At 69.3% G+C, this 16,933-nt stretch carries 15 protein-coding genes; 6 read left to right on the forward strand and 9 right to left on the reverse strand.

Annotated elements, in window-relative coordinates:
• Positions 1-92 precede the first annotated feature (92 nt).
• The 5 genes from ACIRDX_RS13540 to ACIRDX_RS13560 all read left to right on the forward strand — a co-directional run bounded on the left by ACIRDX_RS13540 (position 93) and on the right by ACIRDX_RS13560 (position 6,016).
• On the forward strand, positions 93-1,403 hold the full coding sequence (locus ACIRDX_RS13540) for a gluconate:H+ symporter (protein ID WP_396625966.1): 1,311 nt from the start codon (positions 93-95) through the stop codon (positions 1,401-1,403).
• Positions 1,404-1,514: 111 nt separating this feature from the next.
• Positions 1,515-1,985, forward strand: coding sequence for a RidA family protein (locus tag ACIRDX_RS13545; protein ID WP_396625967.1), 471 nt, complete (start codon positions 1,515-1,517; stop codon positions 1,983-1,985).
• Positions 1,986-3,077 (forward strand): dipeptidase, encoded by a 1,092-nt coding sequence (locus tag ACIRDX_RS13550; RefSeq protein ID WP_396625968.1) that lies wholly within the window; start codon positions 1,986-1,988, stop codon positions 3,075-3,077.
• The gene (locus ACIRDX_RS13555; protein ID WP_396625969.1) at positions 3,074-3,946 is read left to right on the forward strand and encodes an endonuclease/exonuclease/phosphatase family protein; all 873 of its coding nucleotides are present in this window, start codon (positions 3,074-3,076) and stop codon (positions 3,944-3,946) included. The genes ACIRDX_RS13550 and ACIRDX_RS13555 overlap by 4 nt, the downstream gene beginning before the upstream one ends.
• A 117-nt stretch (positions 3,947-4,063) precedes the next feature.
• Entirely contained in the window at positions 4,064-6,016 is a 1,953-nt protein-coding gene (locus tag ACIRDX_RS13560) for a CocE/NonD family hydrolase (protein ID WP_396625970.1), read from the forward strand.
• Positions 6,017-6,077: 61 nt separating this feature from the next.
• On the opposite strand, the gene ACIRDX_RS13565 is transcribed toward ACIRDX_RS13560, so the two are convergent.
• Both ACIRDX_RS13565 and bcp read right to left on the reverse strand, forming a co-directional pair.
• Positions 6,078-7,289 (reverse strand): ChaN family lipoprotein, encoded by a 1,212-nt coding sequence (locus ACIRDX_RS13565; RefSeq protein WP_396625971.1) that lies wholly within the window; start codon positions 7,287-7,289, stop codon positions 6,078-6,080.
• Positions 7,290-7,291: 2 nt separating this feature from the next.
• Entirely contained in the window at positions 7,292-7,768 is a 477-nt protein-coding gene (gene bcp, locus ACIRDX_RS13570) for a thioredoxin-dependent thiol peroxidase (protein ID WP_396625972.1), read from the reverse strand.
• Positions 7,769-7,959: 191 nt separating this feature from the next.
• On the opposite strand from bcp, the gene ACIRDX_RS13575 reads away from it, so the two are divergent.
• Positions 7,960-8,757, forward strand: a complete 798-nt coding sequence (locus ACIRDX_RS13575) for an alpha/beta hydrolase (RefSeq protein ID WP_396625973.1) — start codon at positions 7,960-7,962, stop codon at positions 8,755-8,757.
• A 4-nt stretch (positions 8,758-8,761) separates the two neighbouring features.
• Here the strand turns inward: ACIRDX_RS13575 and ACIRDX_RS13580 are convergent, their stop codons facing one another.
• The 7 genes from ACIRDX_RS13580 to ACIRDX_RS13610 form a co-directional block, all read right to left on the reverse strand.
• Positions 8,762-9,235: a hypothetical protein gene (locus tag ACIRDX_RS13580; RefSeq protein WP_396625974.1), complete on the reverse strand. Its 474-nt coding sequence runs from the start codon at positions 9,233-9,235 to the stop codon at positions 8,762-8,764.
• Positions 9,236-9,380: 145 nt separating this feature from the next.
• The gene (odhB, locus tag ACIRDX_RS13585; protein WP_396625975.1) at positions 9,381-10,616 is read right to left on the reverse strand and encodes a 2-oxoglutarate dehydrogenase complex dihydrolipoyllysine-residue succinyltransferase; all 1,236 of its coding nucleotides are present in this window, start codon (positions 10,614-10,616) and stop codon (positions 9,381-9,383) included.
• 9 nt (positions 10,617-10,625) lie between these two features.
• Entirely contained in the window at positions 10,626-13,424 is a 2,799-nt protein-coding gene (locus ACIRDX_RS13590; protein WP_396625976.1) for a 2-oxoglutarate dehydrogenase E1 component, read from the reverse strand.
• Positions 13,425-13,438: 14 nt separating this feature from the next.
• On the reverse strand, positions 13,439-13,681 hold the full coding sequence (locus tag ACIRDX_RS13595) for a hypothetical protein (RefSeq protein ID WP_396625977.1): 243 nt from the start codon (positions 13,679-13,681) through the stop codon (positions 13,439-13,441).
• Positions 13,682-13,817: 136 nt separating this feature from the next.
• Positions 13,818-15,311, reverse strand: coding sequence for an MBOAT family O-acyltransferase (locus ACIRDX_RS13600; RefSeq protein WP_396625978.1), 1,494 nt, complete (start codon positions 15,309-15,311; stop codon positions 13,818-13,820).
• A complete protein-coding gene (locus ACIRDX_RS13605; protein WP_396625979.1) occupies positions 15,308-16,414 on the reverse strand; it encodes a hypothetical protein in 1,107 nt (368 codons plus the stop codon). Before ACIRDX_RS13605 ends, ACIRDX_RS13600 begins: the two co-directional genes overlap by 4 nt.
• A gap of 172 nt (positions 16,415-16,586) precedes the next feature.
• Positions 16,587-16,933 (reverse strand): TonB-dependent receptor domain-containing protein (locus ACIRDX_RS13610; RefSeq protein WP_396625980.1); only part of this gene is annotated, 347 nt, incomplete at its 5' end.

Raw genomic sequence — 16,933 nt, forward strand, 5'->3', positions numbered from 1 at the left:
CCGCTCCTGGAGACAGGGGCGGGCCCGTTCGTCATTCCGGCATCGCAGCATCGCGGCATTGCGCGGCCGATGCGATAGGATCGGCCGCGCCCATGCTCCTCGCCATCGCCCTGGCCGGCATCGTCGCACTGGTCCTGCTCATTGCGGCCGCCCGCCTGACCCCGTTCCTCGCGTTCCTGGTCGTCTGCATCGGCGTCGGTCTGGCGTCGGGCCTTGCCCCGCTGCAGGTCTCGGCGGCCATCCAGAAGGGTCTCGGCGACACGCTCGGGTCGCTGCTGCTGGTGATCGGCCTCGGCGCGATGCTCGGCAAGATCGTGGCCGAGAGCGGAGCGGCCCAGCGCATCGCCATGAGCCTGATGCGCCTCAGCGGACCGGGCCGCGTGCAATGGGCGCTGATGGTCACCGGCTTCATCGTCGGACTGCCCCTGTTCTACTCGGTCGGCTTCGTGCTGGTGATCCCGTTGATCTTCAGCGTCGCGGCCCAGTACCGCCTGCCGCCCGTGTGGGTGGGCCTGCCGATGCTCGCGGCGCTCTCGGTGACCCACGGCTACCTCCCGCCGCATCCGGCGCCAGCAGCGCTGGTCCAGCAGTTCCATGCCGACATGGGGCAGACCCTGCTCTACGGCATCCTGATTGCCGTGCCCGCCATCATCCTGGCCGGGCCCGTGTACTCGCGGTTCATGCCGCGCATCGATCGGCCGCCGCTCTCGACGTTCGTGCCGGCGCTGCGGGACGAAGCGACGCTGCCGTCGCTCGCCGCAAGCCTGACCACGGCTTTGTTGCCGGTGGTGATGCTGGCCGTCGGTTCACTGCTGGCCTCTCGCATCCCCGACGGCGTGCCCGGCCAGATCGTGCGAGCGCTCGGGGATCCGTCGATGGCCATGCTCGTGGCCGTCATCGTCGCCATCGGTCTGCTGGGGCTGCGCAGCGGTGCCTCGATGGCCACCGTCACGGGGTGGTGCGAGCGCGCAGCATCGGACGTGGCGCTCGTGATGCTGGTCGTGGGCGGCGCCGGTGCCTTCAAGCAGGTGCTGACGGACGCGGGATCGAGCACCGCCATCGCCTCAGCGCTCGCCACCCTCCATGCGCCGCCGCTCGTGCTGGCCTGGGCCATGGCAGCGCTGGTGCGCGTGTGCGTCGGGTCGGCCACCGTCGCCGGCCTCACGACCGCAGGGTTCGTCGCCCCGTTGGTCACGAGCGGCGCGGCCGACCCGAACCTGATGGTGCTGGCGGTCGGCGCCGGCACGCTGATGCTGTCGCACATCAACGACGGCGCATTCTGGCTCTTCAAGGAGTACTTCAACCTCTCGGTCGCCGAGACACTGCAGACGTGGACCGCCATGGAGACGATCGTCGCCATCGTCGGCCTCGTCGGCGTGCTGGTGCTCGACGTGTGGATCTAGATCCAGGAAAATCACCGACCCGCCTTCGCGCTGCGCGCTTCGGCGGGGCTGCCGCCCGGGGCAGCCATCGCCACCATTCGATTCCCGATTCCCGACTCCCGATTCCCGACCATGTCCACTGCTGACGAACGCTTCGCTGCCCTCGGTCTAGAACTCCCGCCCGCGCCCAAGCCGATGGGCGTCTACAAGCCCGCGCTCATCGAGGGCGCGTACCTGTATGTGTCCGGCCACGGCACGATGAAGCCGGACGGCACGATGATCGTCGGCAAGGTCGGGCAGGACCTCGACGCCGACGCCGGCAAGCTCGCCGCGCGCCAGGTCGGCCTGTCGATGATCGCCACCATCAAGGCGACCGTCGGCTCGCTCGATCGCATCGAGCGCGTGGTGAAAGTGCTCGGCATGGTCTGGGCCACGCCGGAGTTCGACCGGCACCCGTTCGTGATCAACGGCTGCAGCGAGCTCTTCTCGGCGATCTGGGGCGAGGAGAAGGGCGTCGGCGTCCGCAGCGCCGTGGGCATGGGCTCGCTCCCCGGGAACATCCCGGTGGAGATCGAGGCGCTGTTCCGGTTGAAGGACGCGTAGATGCTGCACGTCGACGCGCATCTCGACCTCTCGATGAACGCGCTCGAGTGGAACCGCGACCTGCGCCAGCCGGTCGCGGCCATCCGCGCGCGCGAGGCCGGCCTGACCGACCGTCCCGACCGCGGGCGCGGCACCGTGTCGTTCCCCGAACTGCGGCGCGGCGGCTTCGGGCTGGTCGTGGCAACGCAGATTGCCAGGTACGTGGCGCCCGGCAACCCGCTCCCGGGTTGGCACTCGGCCGAACAGGCCTGGGCACAGACGCAGGGGCAACTCGCGTGGTACCGCGAGATGGAGCGCCTCGGCGAGATGCGGGCGGTGACCGATCTGGCGTCGCTCGACGGGCACCTGGCTGCGTGGCAATCACCGGGCGCCGATCAGGCCACGCTGCCGATCGGCTACATCCGCAGCCTGGAGGGCGCCGATTCGCTCGTCACCGTCGACTACCTCGAGCAGGCGGTCCGTGACGGACTGCGCGCCGTCGGGCCGGCGCACTACGGACCCGGCCGGTATGCACCGGGGACCCACACGACGGGCCGTCTCGAGGCCCACGGGCCGGCGTTGCTCGCCGCGATGGAGCGCCTCGGCGTCATCCTCGATGTCACGCACCTCAGCGACGACAGCCTGTGGCAGGCCCTCGACCTGTTCGGCGGTGCGCTGTGGGCCAGTCACCACAATGCCCGCGCGCTGGTCGACGATCAGCGCCAGCTGCCCGACGACCAGATCAAGGCCATCGTCTCTCGCGGCGCCGTCATTGGCGCGTCGTGCGACGCGTGGATGATCGTCCCCGGGTGGGTGCGGGGCAGTTCGACGCCGCAGTCCACGGGCTGCACGTTCGAACGGCTCGCCGATCACGTCGTGCACATCTGCGAACTGGCCGGCTCGACGCGGCACGTCTGCATCGGCTCCGACCTCGATGGCGCGTTCGGCACCGAGCAGACGCCTCAGGAGATCGACACCATCGCCGACCTCCCGCGCCTGTGCGACGTCCTCGCCACGCGTGGCTTCGACGATGACGACCTGGAGGGGTTCCGCTGGCGCAACGTGGTGGAATTCCTCCGGGCCCACTGGGCCGGTCGGGAGTGGATCGCATGAAGAGACGGCAGTTCGTGCAGGCCTGCGTCGCAACGCTCGGCGCAGGTGTCGTTGCCGGCAACAGCCGCGTGGAGGCCGTGCAGTCGCCGGCGGGGGCGCTGAAGGTGATGACCTTCAACATCCGCTATGGCACCGCCAACGACGGCGAGAATCACTGGGACACGCGCAAGGACTTCCTCGTCGACGTCCTGCGACAGGAGTCACCAGACGTCATCGGCGTGCAGGAAGCGCTGTACCCTCAGCTCGACTACATCCTCAAGGCGCTGCCGGCCTACGCGATGGTGGGCGTGGGGCGCGACAACGGCATCCGGGCGGGGGAGTACTCCTGCCTCCTCTACCGCACCGCGGCGCTGGCGGTGAACCGCAGCGACACGTTCTGGTTCTCGGACACGCCGGAGAAGGTCGCCTCGAAGAGCTGGGGCAACACGATCACCCGCATCTGCACGTGGGCGCAGTTCACGACGCCTGACGGTCGGCCCTTGTACGTCTACAACGTGCATCTCGACCACCAGTCGCAGCCCTCGCGTGAGCAGTCCGCGAAACTGCTGCGCGCCCGCATCGCCGCGCGCGACCCGCAGGCGCCCGTGATCGTGACCGGCGACTTCAACGCGGGCGAGAAGAACCCGGCCGTCGCGTCGATGCTCGACGGCGCCGTGTTCCGCGACACGTTCCGCGTGAAGCACCCGGACGCCTCGCCGGTCGGCACGTTCACCGGCTTCAAGCACGGGCAGGTGAACGGCGAGAAGATCGACCACGTCTTCGCCTCGGCGGAGTGGGAGATTCTCGATGCCGCCATCGTCCGCACAGAGCGGAACCAGCGGTACCCGTCGGATCACTTCCCGGTGACCGCAACGGTCCGCCTGCGCTGATGCCGTAGCCGTCGCCCCTGGGCGACGGTCAGTTCGTGGCCGTCGGTCCGTGATTGCGAAGTTCGTGGCCGTCGACGTTCACGTCGACGGTCAGTGATCTCCCTCGAGGGAACCCTGATGCAGGTTCGTGGGCTCAGCAGTCGAACGGTCGCCGCAGTCGTGTTCGCCATCACGCTGGCGAGGCTGGCGACGATGAACGGGCTGGTCGCACATCTGCAGGCGCAGCCCGCCGCATCCGCCACGCAGGCGCCGACCGGCGTCGACCTCGTGCGCGCCACCTACACCAAGTACGAGTACCTGGTGCCGATGCGCGACGGCGTGCGGCTGTTCACCGCGGTGTACATGCCCAAGGACACCGCGCGCACGTATCCCTTCCTGCTCACCCGCACGCCCTACAGCGTGGCGCCGTACGGCGTCGACAAGTACCCGGCGCAACTCGGATCGGAGCCACTCCAGAAGGAGGGCTTCATCTTCGTGCGGCAGGACGCGCGCGGCCGCTACATGTCGGAGGGCGAGTTCAGGCAGGTGCGCCCGTTCAATCCCGGCAAGGGGCCCAAGGACGTCGACGAGCGCACCGACACGTACGACACCATCGAGTGGCTGCTGGCGCACGTGCCCAACCACAACGGTCGCGTCGGCATGATCGGCGTCTCGCAGCCGGGGTTTCACGTCGCGGCCAGCATCATCGACTCGCATCCCGCGCTCAAGGCCGCGTCGCCCCAGGCCCCCACGGCCGACTACTACATGGGCGACGACGTGTACCACAACGGCGCGTTCATGCTGGGAGCGAACTTCGGGTTCTACTCCCGCTTCTCGCCGCGGGGCGACACGCCGGCGCCACCGCGCCCCTCGATTGCCTTCGATCCCGGCACGCCCGACATGTACGAGTTCTTCCTGCGCACGCCCGTGCCGCTGGCGCGCATGAACGCGGAGCTGTTCGGCGGCAAGGCCGACTACTGGCAGGAGATCGTCGACCACACCACGTACGACGCCTACTGGAAGCAGCGCTCGTTGTGGCGCTTCATGGACAACGTGAAGTGTGCGGTGCTCAACGTCGGCGGCTGGTTCGACGCCGAGGATCCCGTCGGTCCCTTCCACATCTACAAGGCCGTCGAGGCGAAGAACCCCGGCATCGCCAACTCGATCGTCATGGGGCCGTGGTCGCACGGCGGCTGGTCGCGTGGGCCGGGACAGGTCCTCGGCAACCTCGATTTCGCCGTCCGCACCGGCGAGTTCTATCGCGAGAAGATCGAGTTCCCGTTCTTCATGGCGCACCTCAAGGACGCCAAGGCCCAGGTGCCGGAGGCGTGGATGTTCCTCACGGGCCTCAACGAGTTCCGCCAGCTCGACTCGTGGCCGCCGAAGCGCCTCACGCCGAAGACCTTGCACTTCGCCGAGGGAGGAGCCCTCACGGAGGCGCGGCCACCGGGGAGCGGCCAGTTCGACGAGTACGTGAGCGACCCCAACCGGCCGGTGCCGTACGTCGGCTACGTGGCCGGCGGGTTCACGTTCGACTACATGACCGAGGACCAGCGCTTCGCCAGCCGCCGTTCCGACGTCCTCGTCTACCAGACACCGCCGCTCGACGAGGACCTGGTGGTCGCGGGACCCATCCAGGTGCGCCTGCATGCGTCGACGACCGGCACCGACGCCGACTTCGTGGTGAAGGTGATCGATGTGTACCCGGACGACTACTCGTCGCCCGAACTGCCGGCCGGTACGCGCGCGCGGAGCGATGCGGTGAAGATGGGTGGGTACCAGCAACTGGTGCGCGGCGAGCCTTTCCGCGCCAAGTTCCGGCGGAGCTTCGAGACGCCGGAACCGATGGTCCCTGGCCGGCCAGAAGTCATCACGTACGACCTGCCCGACGTGTACCACGCGTTCCGGCGGGGCCACCGGGTGATGGTGCAGGTGCAGAGCTCGTGGTTCCCGCTGGTCGACAGGAATCCCCAGGTGTTCATGGAGATCCCGAAGGCCGCGCCCGCCGACTTCAAGGTCGCCACCCAGCGGGTCTACCGTGCCGGGGACCGCGCGTCCTCGATCACGTTCATGGTCGAGCCCGCGAAGTGAAGCGCGCGCATCAGGTCTCAGGGCGTGAGCCCTGAGCCCTGAGTCTTGAGCCCTGCGCTGCCTATTGCCGCCGCAGGCGCCCGGTCAGCGTGAGCGTCTCGGTGCCGCGCGTCACCTTCGCCGTGATGGCATCGCCCCACTGCTTGCGGTCGATGAAGGCGCGCACTTCGACATCGCGCTTGATCGGCTGGTCGTCGAGCGAGAGCAGGATGTCGCCAGCCTTGATGCCCATGGCCGCGGCCGTGGAGCCAGGCGCCACCATCAACACGCTGGTGGGCTGCTCGCCGCTGCTGCGGAACGACAGGCCGAAGGTGGGGAAGAGGGGATAGCTCTCCGTCGGCACGCCCCACACGATGTCGCCCACCGACGCCCGGATCGTCTCCGGCTTGCCGGGTGTCGTGGCGATCGGCATCACGGTGGCGACGCGCTTGTCGGTGTAGGCCTTGGCCTGCCGCGCGATGCCCAGGTTGTAGGCCACATGGCCGCTGCCCACGAGGACGACGACGACGGCCTTCGGATCGGGGTTGTCCTTGATCAGCTCCGCGGCGTGGAAGCCCATGGTCGCATCCCAGGTGCTCTGGGCGTCGACCATGCGCTGCAGCACATCGGCCGGCATCCCTGCGCCGTGCGTCTCGCTGCCGCCGCCGACGTAGGCGACAAACAGCTTCTTGTGCTCCTCGTTGGTCGTGTCGATCGTCGGCGGGAGCTGGCCGCGCTCCATGCCGCCGATGCCCGCGAGGCCGCGGCGGCCGACCATCGACACGATCGCGCGCGGCGCGTTGACGCCCCGGATGGGCATCCGGTACTGCTTGGCGAGCAGGAACACGTCGCGGTAGTACCCCCAGGGGTAGCCCCAGTAGTCGTACCAGCCCGACTCGCGCAGCAGCGTCGCCTCGTCGATGCCGCCGCGCAGCCAGCGATCGAAGGGCGCCGTGGGCGCCTCCGACGGGAACATCTCCAGGCCGATGGTCACCTTGCGTCCGGCGCGCTGCAGCGCCGCGATCACCTGCGCCTGCACGCGATGCGACTCGATCGAGGTGTGCGACTCGCCCACGAGCACGATCGCGGCATCGGCCAGCGCCGCCGCCACCTCGTCGGTCGAGATGTCGACGCCCTTGTGGGTGTCGTGGATCTGGTCGACGGCGAGCTCGATGGTCTTCGTGCGACGGGCGGCATCCCCCAGCTCGAGGTTGAATGGCTCGCGGGTCTGACCCCACGCCGACGCCGGCGCGACCGCGAGCACCGCCGACAGGAGGACGGGGAGGCGACGCATGCTCAGCGTGCCCCCAGGGCGGTCACGGCCTCGAGGACTTCGGCGGCGTGGTGGTCCACCTTCACGGCGTCCCAGCGCTGGGCCACCGTGCCCTGACCGTCGATCAGGTACGTCACCCGCGCGATCCCCATGTAAGAGCGGCCGTACATGCTCTTCTCCTGCCACACCCCGTACTGCTCGCACACCGCGTGGTCCTCGTCGGCGAGGAGCGGGAACGTGAGCCCGTGCTTGGCGGCGAACTTCGCCTTGCTCTTCGTGTCGAGGATGCTGATCCCGAAGACGTGGGCCTTCACCTGCGAGAAGTCCGGGAGCGCCTCCTGGAAGCCGCAGGCCTCCTTCGTGCAGCCGGAGGTGTCGTCCTTCGGGTAGAAGAACAGCACCACGGGCTGCCCCTTGTAGTCGGCGAGCGCGCGGACGATGCCGTCCTGGTCCGGGAGCGCGAATGCGGGAGCCTTCTTGCCTGCTTCGATCAGTGCCATGAGCGGATGAGTCCTCGGCGTCATTATCAACGGGAGCGGCCGTTGTCCCCAAGACGCGGCCGGCCGGCACCGGTCGGCCGCAGGCACGCCATCAGGCAAGCCGGGCGTCCAGTACACTAGGGATAGATGTCCGTTCCGGCCCATCCGTCCCGGTGGCGCGCGTAACCGTGCCTCCAGGCCCCTCCCAGTGCGTGCACGCCCCGCGCCACGGTCGCAGTCTCACCGGCGACGTCCGCCTGCTCGAGGGATTCCGGTCGGAGGCCCTCGGCAACGATCGTGACGTGCTGGTGTGGCTGCCGCCGGGGTACGAGCACGATCAGGCGCGCCGCTTCCCCGTGCTGTACCTGCACGATGGCCAGAACGTGTTCGACACGAGCACGTCCTTTGCCGGCACCGAGTGGGGTGTCGACGAGACGGCCGAACGCCTCGTCCACGAAGGACGTGTCGCCCCCCTCATCATCGTCGCCATCAACCACGCCGGGGCTCGCCGTGCCGACGAGTTCGCCCCGACCCGCGACGTGCATCGCCACGCCGGGGGGCAGGCGACCGAGTACGCCCGCTTCGTCGTCGACGAACTCAAGCCCTGGATCGACGGTCGCTTCCGTACGCGACCCGAGGCGGCGCACACCGCGATCGGCGGGTCGTCGCTCGGGGGCCTGGTCACGCTGCACATCGGCCTCGAGTACCCGGCGACGTTCGGCGCGCTGGCCGTGATGTCGCCGTCGATCTGGTGGGACCGGCGCGCGGTCCTGACGCGGGTGGAAGGACTGTCGGCACGCCTGCCGTGGAGGATCTGGCTCGATGTGGGCACCGCCGAGGGACGCGACACGGTGCGCAACGCCCGCGCGCTCAAGGGTGTGCTGATGGCGAAAGGCTGGCACACGGGCGCGGACCTGCACTACCTGGAGGCGCAGGACGCGCCGCACTCGGAATCGGCATGGGCCGACCGCGTGGCTCCGCTGCTGGAGTTCCTGTTCCCCGTTCGCTAGCGGCTCACTGACCCGACGACTTCTTCAGGGCGGCCACCTCGGCCGCGACCTCGGCCTTGGCCTTGCGCTCCTGGCGCTTCCGGAAGGCGTTCTTGATCGCTCCCACCGTCGCGCCGCTCACCGGCGCGCCGGCCGGATAGAGCTGGGCCCGATGCTCGGTCGGAATCATCACCGACTGCATCTCGTAGTGATAGATGGGGTACCAGGGCCGCACGTAGCCGGGCGTGACCGTGGTCTGGTCGTAGATGTAGCCGAAGTGGTAGTCGAGGTCCTCGGGTTCTTCCTCGACACGCACGATGTAGTCGGCGCGCACGGGGCCGATGAACTTCGACTCGGTCGGCTGGGTCTCGAACGTGCGCCGGATGCGCTCCAGTTCGGAGGCCTGACGCGCGCCCGCTTGCTGAGCATCAGCGGGAGAGCAGCAGAGCGCGACTCCCAGCAGCAGGACCGTGGCGATGAACGGTCGTGTCGGCGGCATGTCCATAGGACGCCTCATTTTAAGAGGTGGTTGGCGGTCGCTGTCGCGACCGCCACACCGGCTCGGGTCACACCGAGAATGCCGAACATGCCGGGAATGCTGCAAGGCCAAAGTTCCAACGCCAGAGGCCCCGGAGCGACGGCCGTCAGGATTCCAGCAGCAGGTGCCCCGGATCCTCGATGTACTCCTTGACCTTCACGAGGAACTGGACGGCTTCCAGCCCGTCGACGATGCGGTGATCGTACGACAGCGCCAGGTACATCATCGGGCGCACCACCACCTGCCCCTTGATGGCCACCGGACGGTCCTCGATCTTGTGCAGCCCGAGGATGCCCACCTGCGGCGGGTTCAGGATCGGCGTGCTCAGCAACGACCCGAAGACGCCGCCGTTGGTGATCGTGAAGGAGCCGCCCTTCAGGTCCTCGAGCGTGAGGGTGTTGCTCTTGGCGCGCGCGGCGAAGTCGCGGATGGCCAGTTCGATGCCCGCGAACGAGAGTTGCTCGGCCGATCGGATCACCGGCACGACCAGGCCCTGCTCGGCGCCGACGGCGATGCCGACGTCGTAGTAGTGCTTCAGCACCATCTCCTCGCCCTGGATCTCGGCGTTGAGGCGGGGGAAGGCCTTGAGCGCCGCGACGGCGGCCTTGACGAAGAACGACGCGATGCCGATGCCCACGCCGTGGCGCTTGGCGAACTGCTCCTTGCGCCGCTCGCGCAGGGCCATCAGCTCGGTCATGTCCACCTCGTTGAAGGTGGTGAGCATGGCGGCCGTGCGCTGCGCCTCGACGAGATTGCGGGCGATCGTCAGCCGACGCTTGGACATCCGCACCCGCTCCTCGGTGCGGCTGCCGGGCACGATGGCCGGACGCGGCGGTGCGACCGGCGCCGGCGCCGGCTTGGCGGCTGCTGCTGCAGCGACCGGGGCCGGCTTGGCTGCCGCCTCGACGTCGCGCCGCATCACGCGGCCAGCATCGCCGCTGCCCTGCACCTGGGCCATGTCCACCTGGTGCACCTCGGCGGCCTTGCGCGCGGCCGGGGTCGCGCGGGGGCCATCGGCCGCGCCGGCGGGCGCGGCGGCCACGGGCGGGGTGACGGCCTCGGGCGGTGCGGGCGTCGCGGCGGCGGGGGCACTCGCGGCAGCCGCACCGACCTCGATCAGCGCCAGCTGCTCGCCGACCTTCACGTCCTCGCCTTCCTGCCTGACGATCTTCGCCAGCACGCCGGCCTGATCGGCGTTCACCTCGAGGTCGATCTTCTCGGTCTCGAGTTCGACGAGCGCGTCACCGACGGCGACCGCGTCGCCTTCCTTCTTCAGCCAGCGCGCGACGCGCGCCTCGACTACCGATTCGCCGAGCTGCGGGACCACCACCTGTGCGGCCATGTGTGCTCTCTACGCCTTTGCCTTGACGCGACCACGCGGGGTGCGCGGTGCGGGAGCGGTGGGGGCGTATGCCTCGGCCACCAGCATCTTCTGGTTGATCATGTGCCACGCCAGCGAGCCCTCCGAGGGGCTGGCGCTGCGCGGGCGGCCGACGTATCGCAGGACGTGACGTTCGCCGAGCAGTTCCTCGAAACACGGGCGGAAGAAGTCCCACGCGCCCATGTTCAGCGGCTCTTCCTGCAGCCACACGATGTCGGCGGCGTTCGGGTAGCCGGCCAGCACCGCCTCGACCTCCTCGCTCGGGAACGGGTAGAGCTGCTCGATGCGGCAGATCGCCGTTGTCCGATCGGACTGGCGTTGCTCGGCCGAGACGAGGTCGACGTACACCTTGCCGCTGCAGAACACGACGCGCGTGACCTCGCGCGCCCGCGCCTGCGCCTCGACGTCGTCGATCACCGGGCGCCAGGCGCCCTCCGCGAACTCGCGCGGCGCCGAGGCCACGAGCGGGTGGCGCAGCAGGCTCTTCGGGGTCAGGACGACGAGCGGCAGCGGGTCGGTGGTGAGCAACAGCGCTTGCCGACGCAGCAGGTGGAAGTACTGCGCCGCCGTCGTGCAGTTGGCCAGGCGCAGGTTGATGTCGGCCGCCGCGCCGAGGAAACGCTCCGGCCGGGCGCTCGAGTGCTCCGGCCCTTGTCCTTCGTAGCCGTGGGGGAGCAGCAGCACCAGCGACGGCGTCTGGCCCCACTTGGCACGGGCGGAGGTCACGAACTGGTCGAGCATGACCTGCGCGCCGTTGATGAAGTCGCCGTACTGGCCCTCCCAGATGACCAACCGGTCGGGAGCCTGCACGTTGTAGCCGTACTCGAAGCCGATGGTCGCGTTCTCGCTGAGCGGGCTGTTGTGGATCTCGAAGCTCGCGCGAGCCTGCGGCAAGCGTTGCAGCGGGATGTCGATCTCGCCGGTCTCGACGTCGCGGAAGGCGGCGTGCCGATGGCTGAAGGTGCCGCGCTGCACGTCCTCGCCGGTCAGGCGGATCGGGATGCCGTCGGCCAGGATGCTCGCGTAGGCGAGTTCCTCGGCCGTGGCCCAGTCGATCGTGCGCTCGTCGTGCGCCTCGAACACAGTCCGCCGCCGCTCGCGGCCACGATCGAGCTTGCGATGTCCCTGGAATCCCTCCGGACGTGCCAGCAGGGCCTCGTTCATCGCCCGCAGGTCGTCGATGGCCACCGACGTCCTGGTCTGCCGCGCCGCGCCGGCCGGCGGTGGCTCGGGAATCGGGTTGACGATCGACTCCTCGGGCTTGAGACCGGCGTAGACCTGCTCCAGGGCGGCCATCCGCGCATCCACCATGGGCTGGGCCAGGCCGGCCTGACCCGTCGTGCGCTCCACATGGGCGGCCCACTGCTCGCGGACCGTCGGGTGGTTGGCAATCCGCTGGTACATCAGCGGCTGCGTGAAGCCGGGTTCGTCGCCCTCGTTGTGCCCGTACCGGCGGTAGCCCACCAGGTCGATCAGGAAATCGCGCTGGAAGCGGGCGCGATAGGCCCACGCCATGCGCGCCGCGGCGATGCAGGCAATCGGGTCGTCGGCGTTGACGTGGATGATCGGGATCTTGAAGCCGCGCGCCAGGCCGCTGGCGTACGAGGTGGAGTACGACTCGGACGGGACCGCGGTGAACCCGAGCTGGTTGTTCGCGATGATGTGGATCGTGCCGCCCGTCGTGTAGCCGTCGAGGCGCCCGAGGTTCAGCGTCTCGGCGACGATGCCCTGGCCCGGGAACGCTGCATCGCCGTGAATCAGGACCGGCAGCGTGCGGTCGGCGTCGAACACCGGCCGCCCCGGCGTGTCGGCGTCCGTGCCCGCGGCGCGCGCCATCCCGGCGACCACCGGGTTCACGAACTCGAGATGGCTCGGGTTGGGCGCCATCGAGACGTTGAGGTTGCTGCCCACCTTGCGCAGGGCGCCCGAGTGGTACTTCACGTCGCCCGTCCAGCCGAGGTCGATGCGGTAGCCCGTCCGCGTGAGGGCCGGGTCCTTGAACTCGGCCAGGATCTGGTCGTAGGGCTTGCCGAGCACGTGGGCGAGCACGTTGAGGCGGCCACGATGGGCCATCCCGATCAGCACGTGCTGCAGGCCCGCGTCCTCGGCGCCGTCGATGACGATGTCGAGGATGGGCACCAGCATGTCGAGCCCCTCGACCGAGAAGCGCGTCTTGCCGGGGAACGTGCGGTGCAGGAAACGTTCGAAGGTCTCGACCTCGGTGATGCGATCGAGCAGCGCGACGGCGTCGAGCGGCGCAGCGGGTGGTTCGAAGCGTCCGCTCTCCACCGCCAGGCGCAGCCACTCGCGTTCCTCGGGCACGAACACCTGGGCGAAGTCGTAGCCCGTTCGCGTGCAGTAGGCCCGCCTGAGCGCCTCGATGGCGGCGGCGGCGTTGGGTTGTCCCTCGGCCACGGGCCCGCTGACGACGCTGGCGGGCAGGCGTTGGAGATCTTCGTCCGTGAGGCCGTGCGCCTGCGGGGCCAGCGCCGGATCACCCGTGGGCCGCGAGCCCAGCGGGTCGATCTGCGCCGCGAGGTGGCCGTACCGACGAATCGACTCGGCCAGCGTCGCCGCCCCGACCACGGCACGCAGATCGGCCGCGGAGGACGGCCCCGACGCGGCCGCGGAGGGCTGGTCCGGGGGCGTCCACTGCTCGAAGTAGGCGCGCGTCTGCGCGTCGACCGCCGCGGGGTCCTGCCGGTAGCGATCGTAGAGTTCGAGGACGTACCCGGCGTTCAGACCTTGAAACTCGTTCCATCCACCCATACAGATCCAGAATTCTAGCGCACCCGCCACTGATCCTTCGGGACCGACAGCAGCAGGTACCGCAGGCGGAGCGCCCGGACGGCGTCGGCGTAGTCGCGCTTGGCGATGCCGCCGGCCAGCAGGCGCTGGCGCATCTGGCGGATCTCGTACCGATACAGGTCGTTGACCTGCGCGCGCAACACGTCGATCGGCGTGTCGGGGCGCGGTCGCAGGCCGTGCGTGGCGAGGGCGTCGAGGACGTGGGGGGAGAAGGACACGGCCACAGGCTACAGGCTACAGGCTACAGGCCGCCTGTAGCCTGCTGCCGTGCCTCCTGCACTCGCGAGGGCGTCCGAGCGGATGCCCTCGCGTGAACGTTGCCGACCGAGGCCGCCATCGGCGTCCGGAGGTCGGCTAGAACGCGAAGTAGATGAAGTCCAACGACGTGCGACTGCGCAGCACGAGGATGGTCGCGAACATCACGCCGACCGCGAGAGCCTGCCAGGCCACGGTGCTCGCCGGGACGTCGGCCTCGCGAATCGCGGGGCGGTCCGAGTACGACCGCCCGTGCCACAGGGTCCAGAGGCTGTGGGCCCACAGCGGCAGGGAGAACGTGAACGCGATCAGGGCCAGGTAGTACCCCGAGAGCCGCTCGGCCAGCGGCGCCGTGCCAGGCACGAGGGTCAGGTCGCGCCACAGCATCGCGGCGTCGCCCTCACGGAACAGCAGCCACCCGACGTGCACCAGGATGAACATCAGCGCCCACTGCGGCAGTGCGCGCCAGATCGGCAGCCGGTGTCGTCCCGGGTGCCTGCCGACGCCGCGCACCGCGCCCCACACGCGCTCGATGACCAGCAGCGTGCCGTGGAAGGCGCCCCAGAGCACGAAGTTCCATGCCGCGCCGTGCCACAGCCCCGAGAGCAGGAACGTGATGAAGACGTTGACGAGCGTGCGTGCCAGGCCGTGCCTCGATCCGCCCAACGGGATGTAGAGGTAGTCGCGGAACCACGACGACAGCGAGATGTGCCAGCGGCGCCAGAAGTCCGAGGGCGACACCGCCAGGTACGGGTGGTCGAAGTTCTTCATCAGGTCGAACCCGAGCCACCGGGCGCTGCCGCGCGCGATGTCGGTGTACGCCGAGAAGTCCGCATAGATCTGCACGCCGAACGCGAACACGCCGGCCCAGAGCATCTCGAAGCCCGGGTCCTTCATCGCGAACACGCGGTTGGCGATGATGCCGACGTTGTCGGCGATCACGAGCTTCTTGAAGAAGCCCCACGCCATCAGCACGAGGGCGTCGCGCGCTACCACCAGGTTGAAAACGCGCGGCGCCAGCACACGCGGCACCAGGGCCTCGGCACGCTCGATCGGCCCGGCCACCAGCTGCGGGAAGAACGCCACGAACAGCGCGAAGTCGCGCAGCGATCGACAGGCCCGCAGGCGGCCGCGGTAGACGTCGATGGTGTAGCTCAGGCTCTGGAACGTGTAGAACGAGATGCCGACCGGCAGCGCCACCTGCAGGAGCGGCAGCGACGCCTGCACGCCGAGCGCGCCGAGCCCCGCCTGCACGCTCTCGACGAAGAAATCGAAGTACTTGAACGCGCCCAGCACGGCCAGGTTCGAGATCAGGCTCGTGAGGAGCCACCGACGCCGTCGTCGCTGCTCGTCCGCGGCGGGATGCGCGTACGCCTCCGCGCTGCGCCGCGGGTCGTCGTCCATGCGCAGGGCCACCCACCAGTCCACCACCGTGGTGCCAGCCAGCAGCAGGCAGAACCACGGCTCGAACCACCCGTAGAAGACGTAGCTGGCGACCAGCAGCAGCCAGTTCTGGGCCCCGTGCGGCAGCCGCCAGTAGGCGACCGTCACCAGGAGGAAGAAGACGACGAAATCCAGGCTGTGGAAGATCACCGGAACAGCCTGTTCAGGGTGGCGCGGAACTGGCGCGTGTAGCGCTGGCGGTGGGCGCGCGCGATGTGATCGCCGTCCTCGTACATGGCCAGCGTCTGCATCGGGTCGCCCGTGTCGTCGTGGAAGTACATGCCCTCGCGCTCGGCGTAGGCGCGGAACTGCTTCATGTACTCCTGCATCCGCTCGGACTGCGGCGGGGCCTTGTTGCCGACCGGCCGCCGCTGCACGCGCACGAAGCACACCTTCATGCCGTGCTGCCTGGCGAGATCGACGATGAGCGGTAGCACCGATCGCGGCATGTTGCGCGCGAAGTCGGCTTCCTTGTCCTCGGCCGCCTGCAGGTCGGCCGCCGCCATGGGACGGAGGCGGTCGAGGCCCATGATTTCGAAGTTCAGCGTGTCGAGGAACGCGCGGCGCCCCGGTTCGTCGGCCGTCCACAACCGCGTGGGCCAGTCGTAGAACTGCCGCTCGACGTACGCGTTGGCCCGGTCGATGTCGTACGCCGCGTTCACCGCCTGGTGGACGCGGAACCACGGCCCGCGCATGCGCGCCGCGATCACGTCGTCGAGGGCTGGTTCCGCGGCCTGCGCGACCTCGTCCAGCGACCAGCGGAACGGGCCCGTGAGCCTGAACAGCGGGTCGGTCATGTTCAGGTCCCGGAAGAAGAAGAACGTGACCTTGGGCCGCTCGCCGCTGGCGATCAGGTAGTTCTTGAAGCTCAGGTACCAGTACGCCGGACCGGTGCCGGCGCGCGCCAGCATCGCCACGTCCTGGCCGAGCAGTCCGGCGAGGTAGCCGGCGTCGATGCGCGTACCGAGCATCGAGTCGCCGATGAAGACGTACGACGGGCGGAGGCGCTTCAGGTCCTCGATGGGGCCAGGGCGGAAGGCGATGCGCTCACGCGAGGCTTCGAGGGCAGGCAGGTAGCTCGGTTGCACCGCGCGCGTCGACAACCGCGCCATGGCCGGACGCCAGAGCAGCGGCACCACGACCACGGCCGCGAGGATGACCAGCAGGCGGACCACGCCGGCACGCGACCATTCGGCCGGGGGCGTGCGGGGCAGTTCGTGGGAGTGGTGCGGAAGTGGGGGCGTCTCGGACACGTACGGGCGGGAAAGTATAAATCGCCCAGGACCGCAACGGGGCCACGGGCAGGAGGTGGCCCGTGCAGGCGGCTTCGGCAGCGGCCTCGGGCCCGCCTCCTGCAGGGGGTGGCGACCGGTCGAGGATCGGACAGCCCGGCGGCAGGACCGCCGGGCCGAGGAACGCCCGACCTTACGGCTTGGCGCCGACGCGCATGCGGAGCTCGAGCACCGCCTGGCGCCGCATCACGTCACCGAAGATGTGCTGCTGGATCTCCTGGTCGAACAGGTTGAGCACCTTGATCGAGGCCGTGAACGTGTCGGTGATCTTGTAGCCGAACGTGCCGTTCACCAGCGTGAACGCGTCGGTGTAACCGTGGTAGCGGGAGTCGAGCACGTCCTGCCAGTACGCATCGCTGGCGTAGCTCATCGACAGGTTGCCCAGCATCCGCGGACCGTTGTAGTTGGCGCCGATGTTCACCCGGTGCCGCGACGGCAGGTTCAGTTCCGAGATGTCGAACCCCGAGGGCTCGGGGGTCG

It is taken from the genome of Luteitalea sp., from assembly GCF_044337415.1.
Lineage (GTDB): Bacteria > Acidobacteriota > Vicinamibacteria > Vicinamibacterales > Vicinamibacteraceae > Luteitalea.

Bases quoted from the DNA above. Each gene is read 5' to 3' on its own strand.
- odhB (WP_396625975.1), bottom strand. From the start codon at position 10,616: ATGGCCGCACAGGTGGTGGTCCCGCAGCTCGGCGAATCGGTAGTCGAG.
- ACIRDX_RS13560 (WP_396625970.1), top strand. From the start codon at position 4,064: ATGCAGGTTCGTGGGCTCAGCAGTCGAACGGTCGCCGCAGTCGTGTTC.
- ACIRDX_RS13590 (WP_396625976.1), bottom strand. From the start codon at position 13,424: ATGGGTGGATGGAACGAGTTTCAAGGTCTGAACGCCGGGTACGTCCTC.
- ACIRDX_RS13540 (WP_396625966.1), top strand. From the start codon at position 93: ATGCTCCTCGCCATCGCCCTGGCCGGCATCGTCGCACTGGTCCTGCTC.
- ACIRDX_RS13550 (WP_396625968.1), top strand. From the start codon at position 1,986: ATGCTGCACGTCGACGCGCATCTCGACCTCTCGATGAACGCGCTCGAG.
- ACIRDX_RS13565 (WP_396625971.1), bottom strand. From the start codon at position 7,289: ATGCGTCGCCTCCCCGTCCTCCTGTCGGCGGTGCTCGCGGTCGCGCCG.
- ACIRDX_RS13545 (WP_396625967.1), top strand. From the start codon at position 1,515: ATGTCCACTGCTGACGAACGCTTCGCTGCCCTCGGTCTAGAACTCCCG.
- ACIRDX_RS13555 (WP_396625969.1), top strand. From the start codon at position 3,074: ATGAAGAGACGGCAGTTCGTGCAGGCCTGCGTCGCAACGCTCGGCGCA.
- bcp (WP_396625972.1), bottom strand. From the start codon at position 7,768: ATGGCACTGATCGAAGCAGGCAAGAAGGCTCCCGCATTCGCGCTCCCG.
- ACIRDX_RS13580 (WP_396625974.1), bottom strand. From the start codon at position 9,235: ATGCCGCCGACACGACCGTTCATCGCCACGGTCCTGCTGCTGGGAGTC.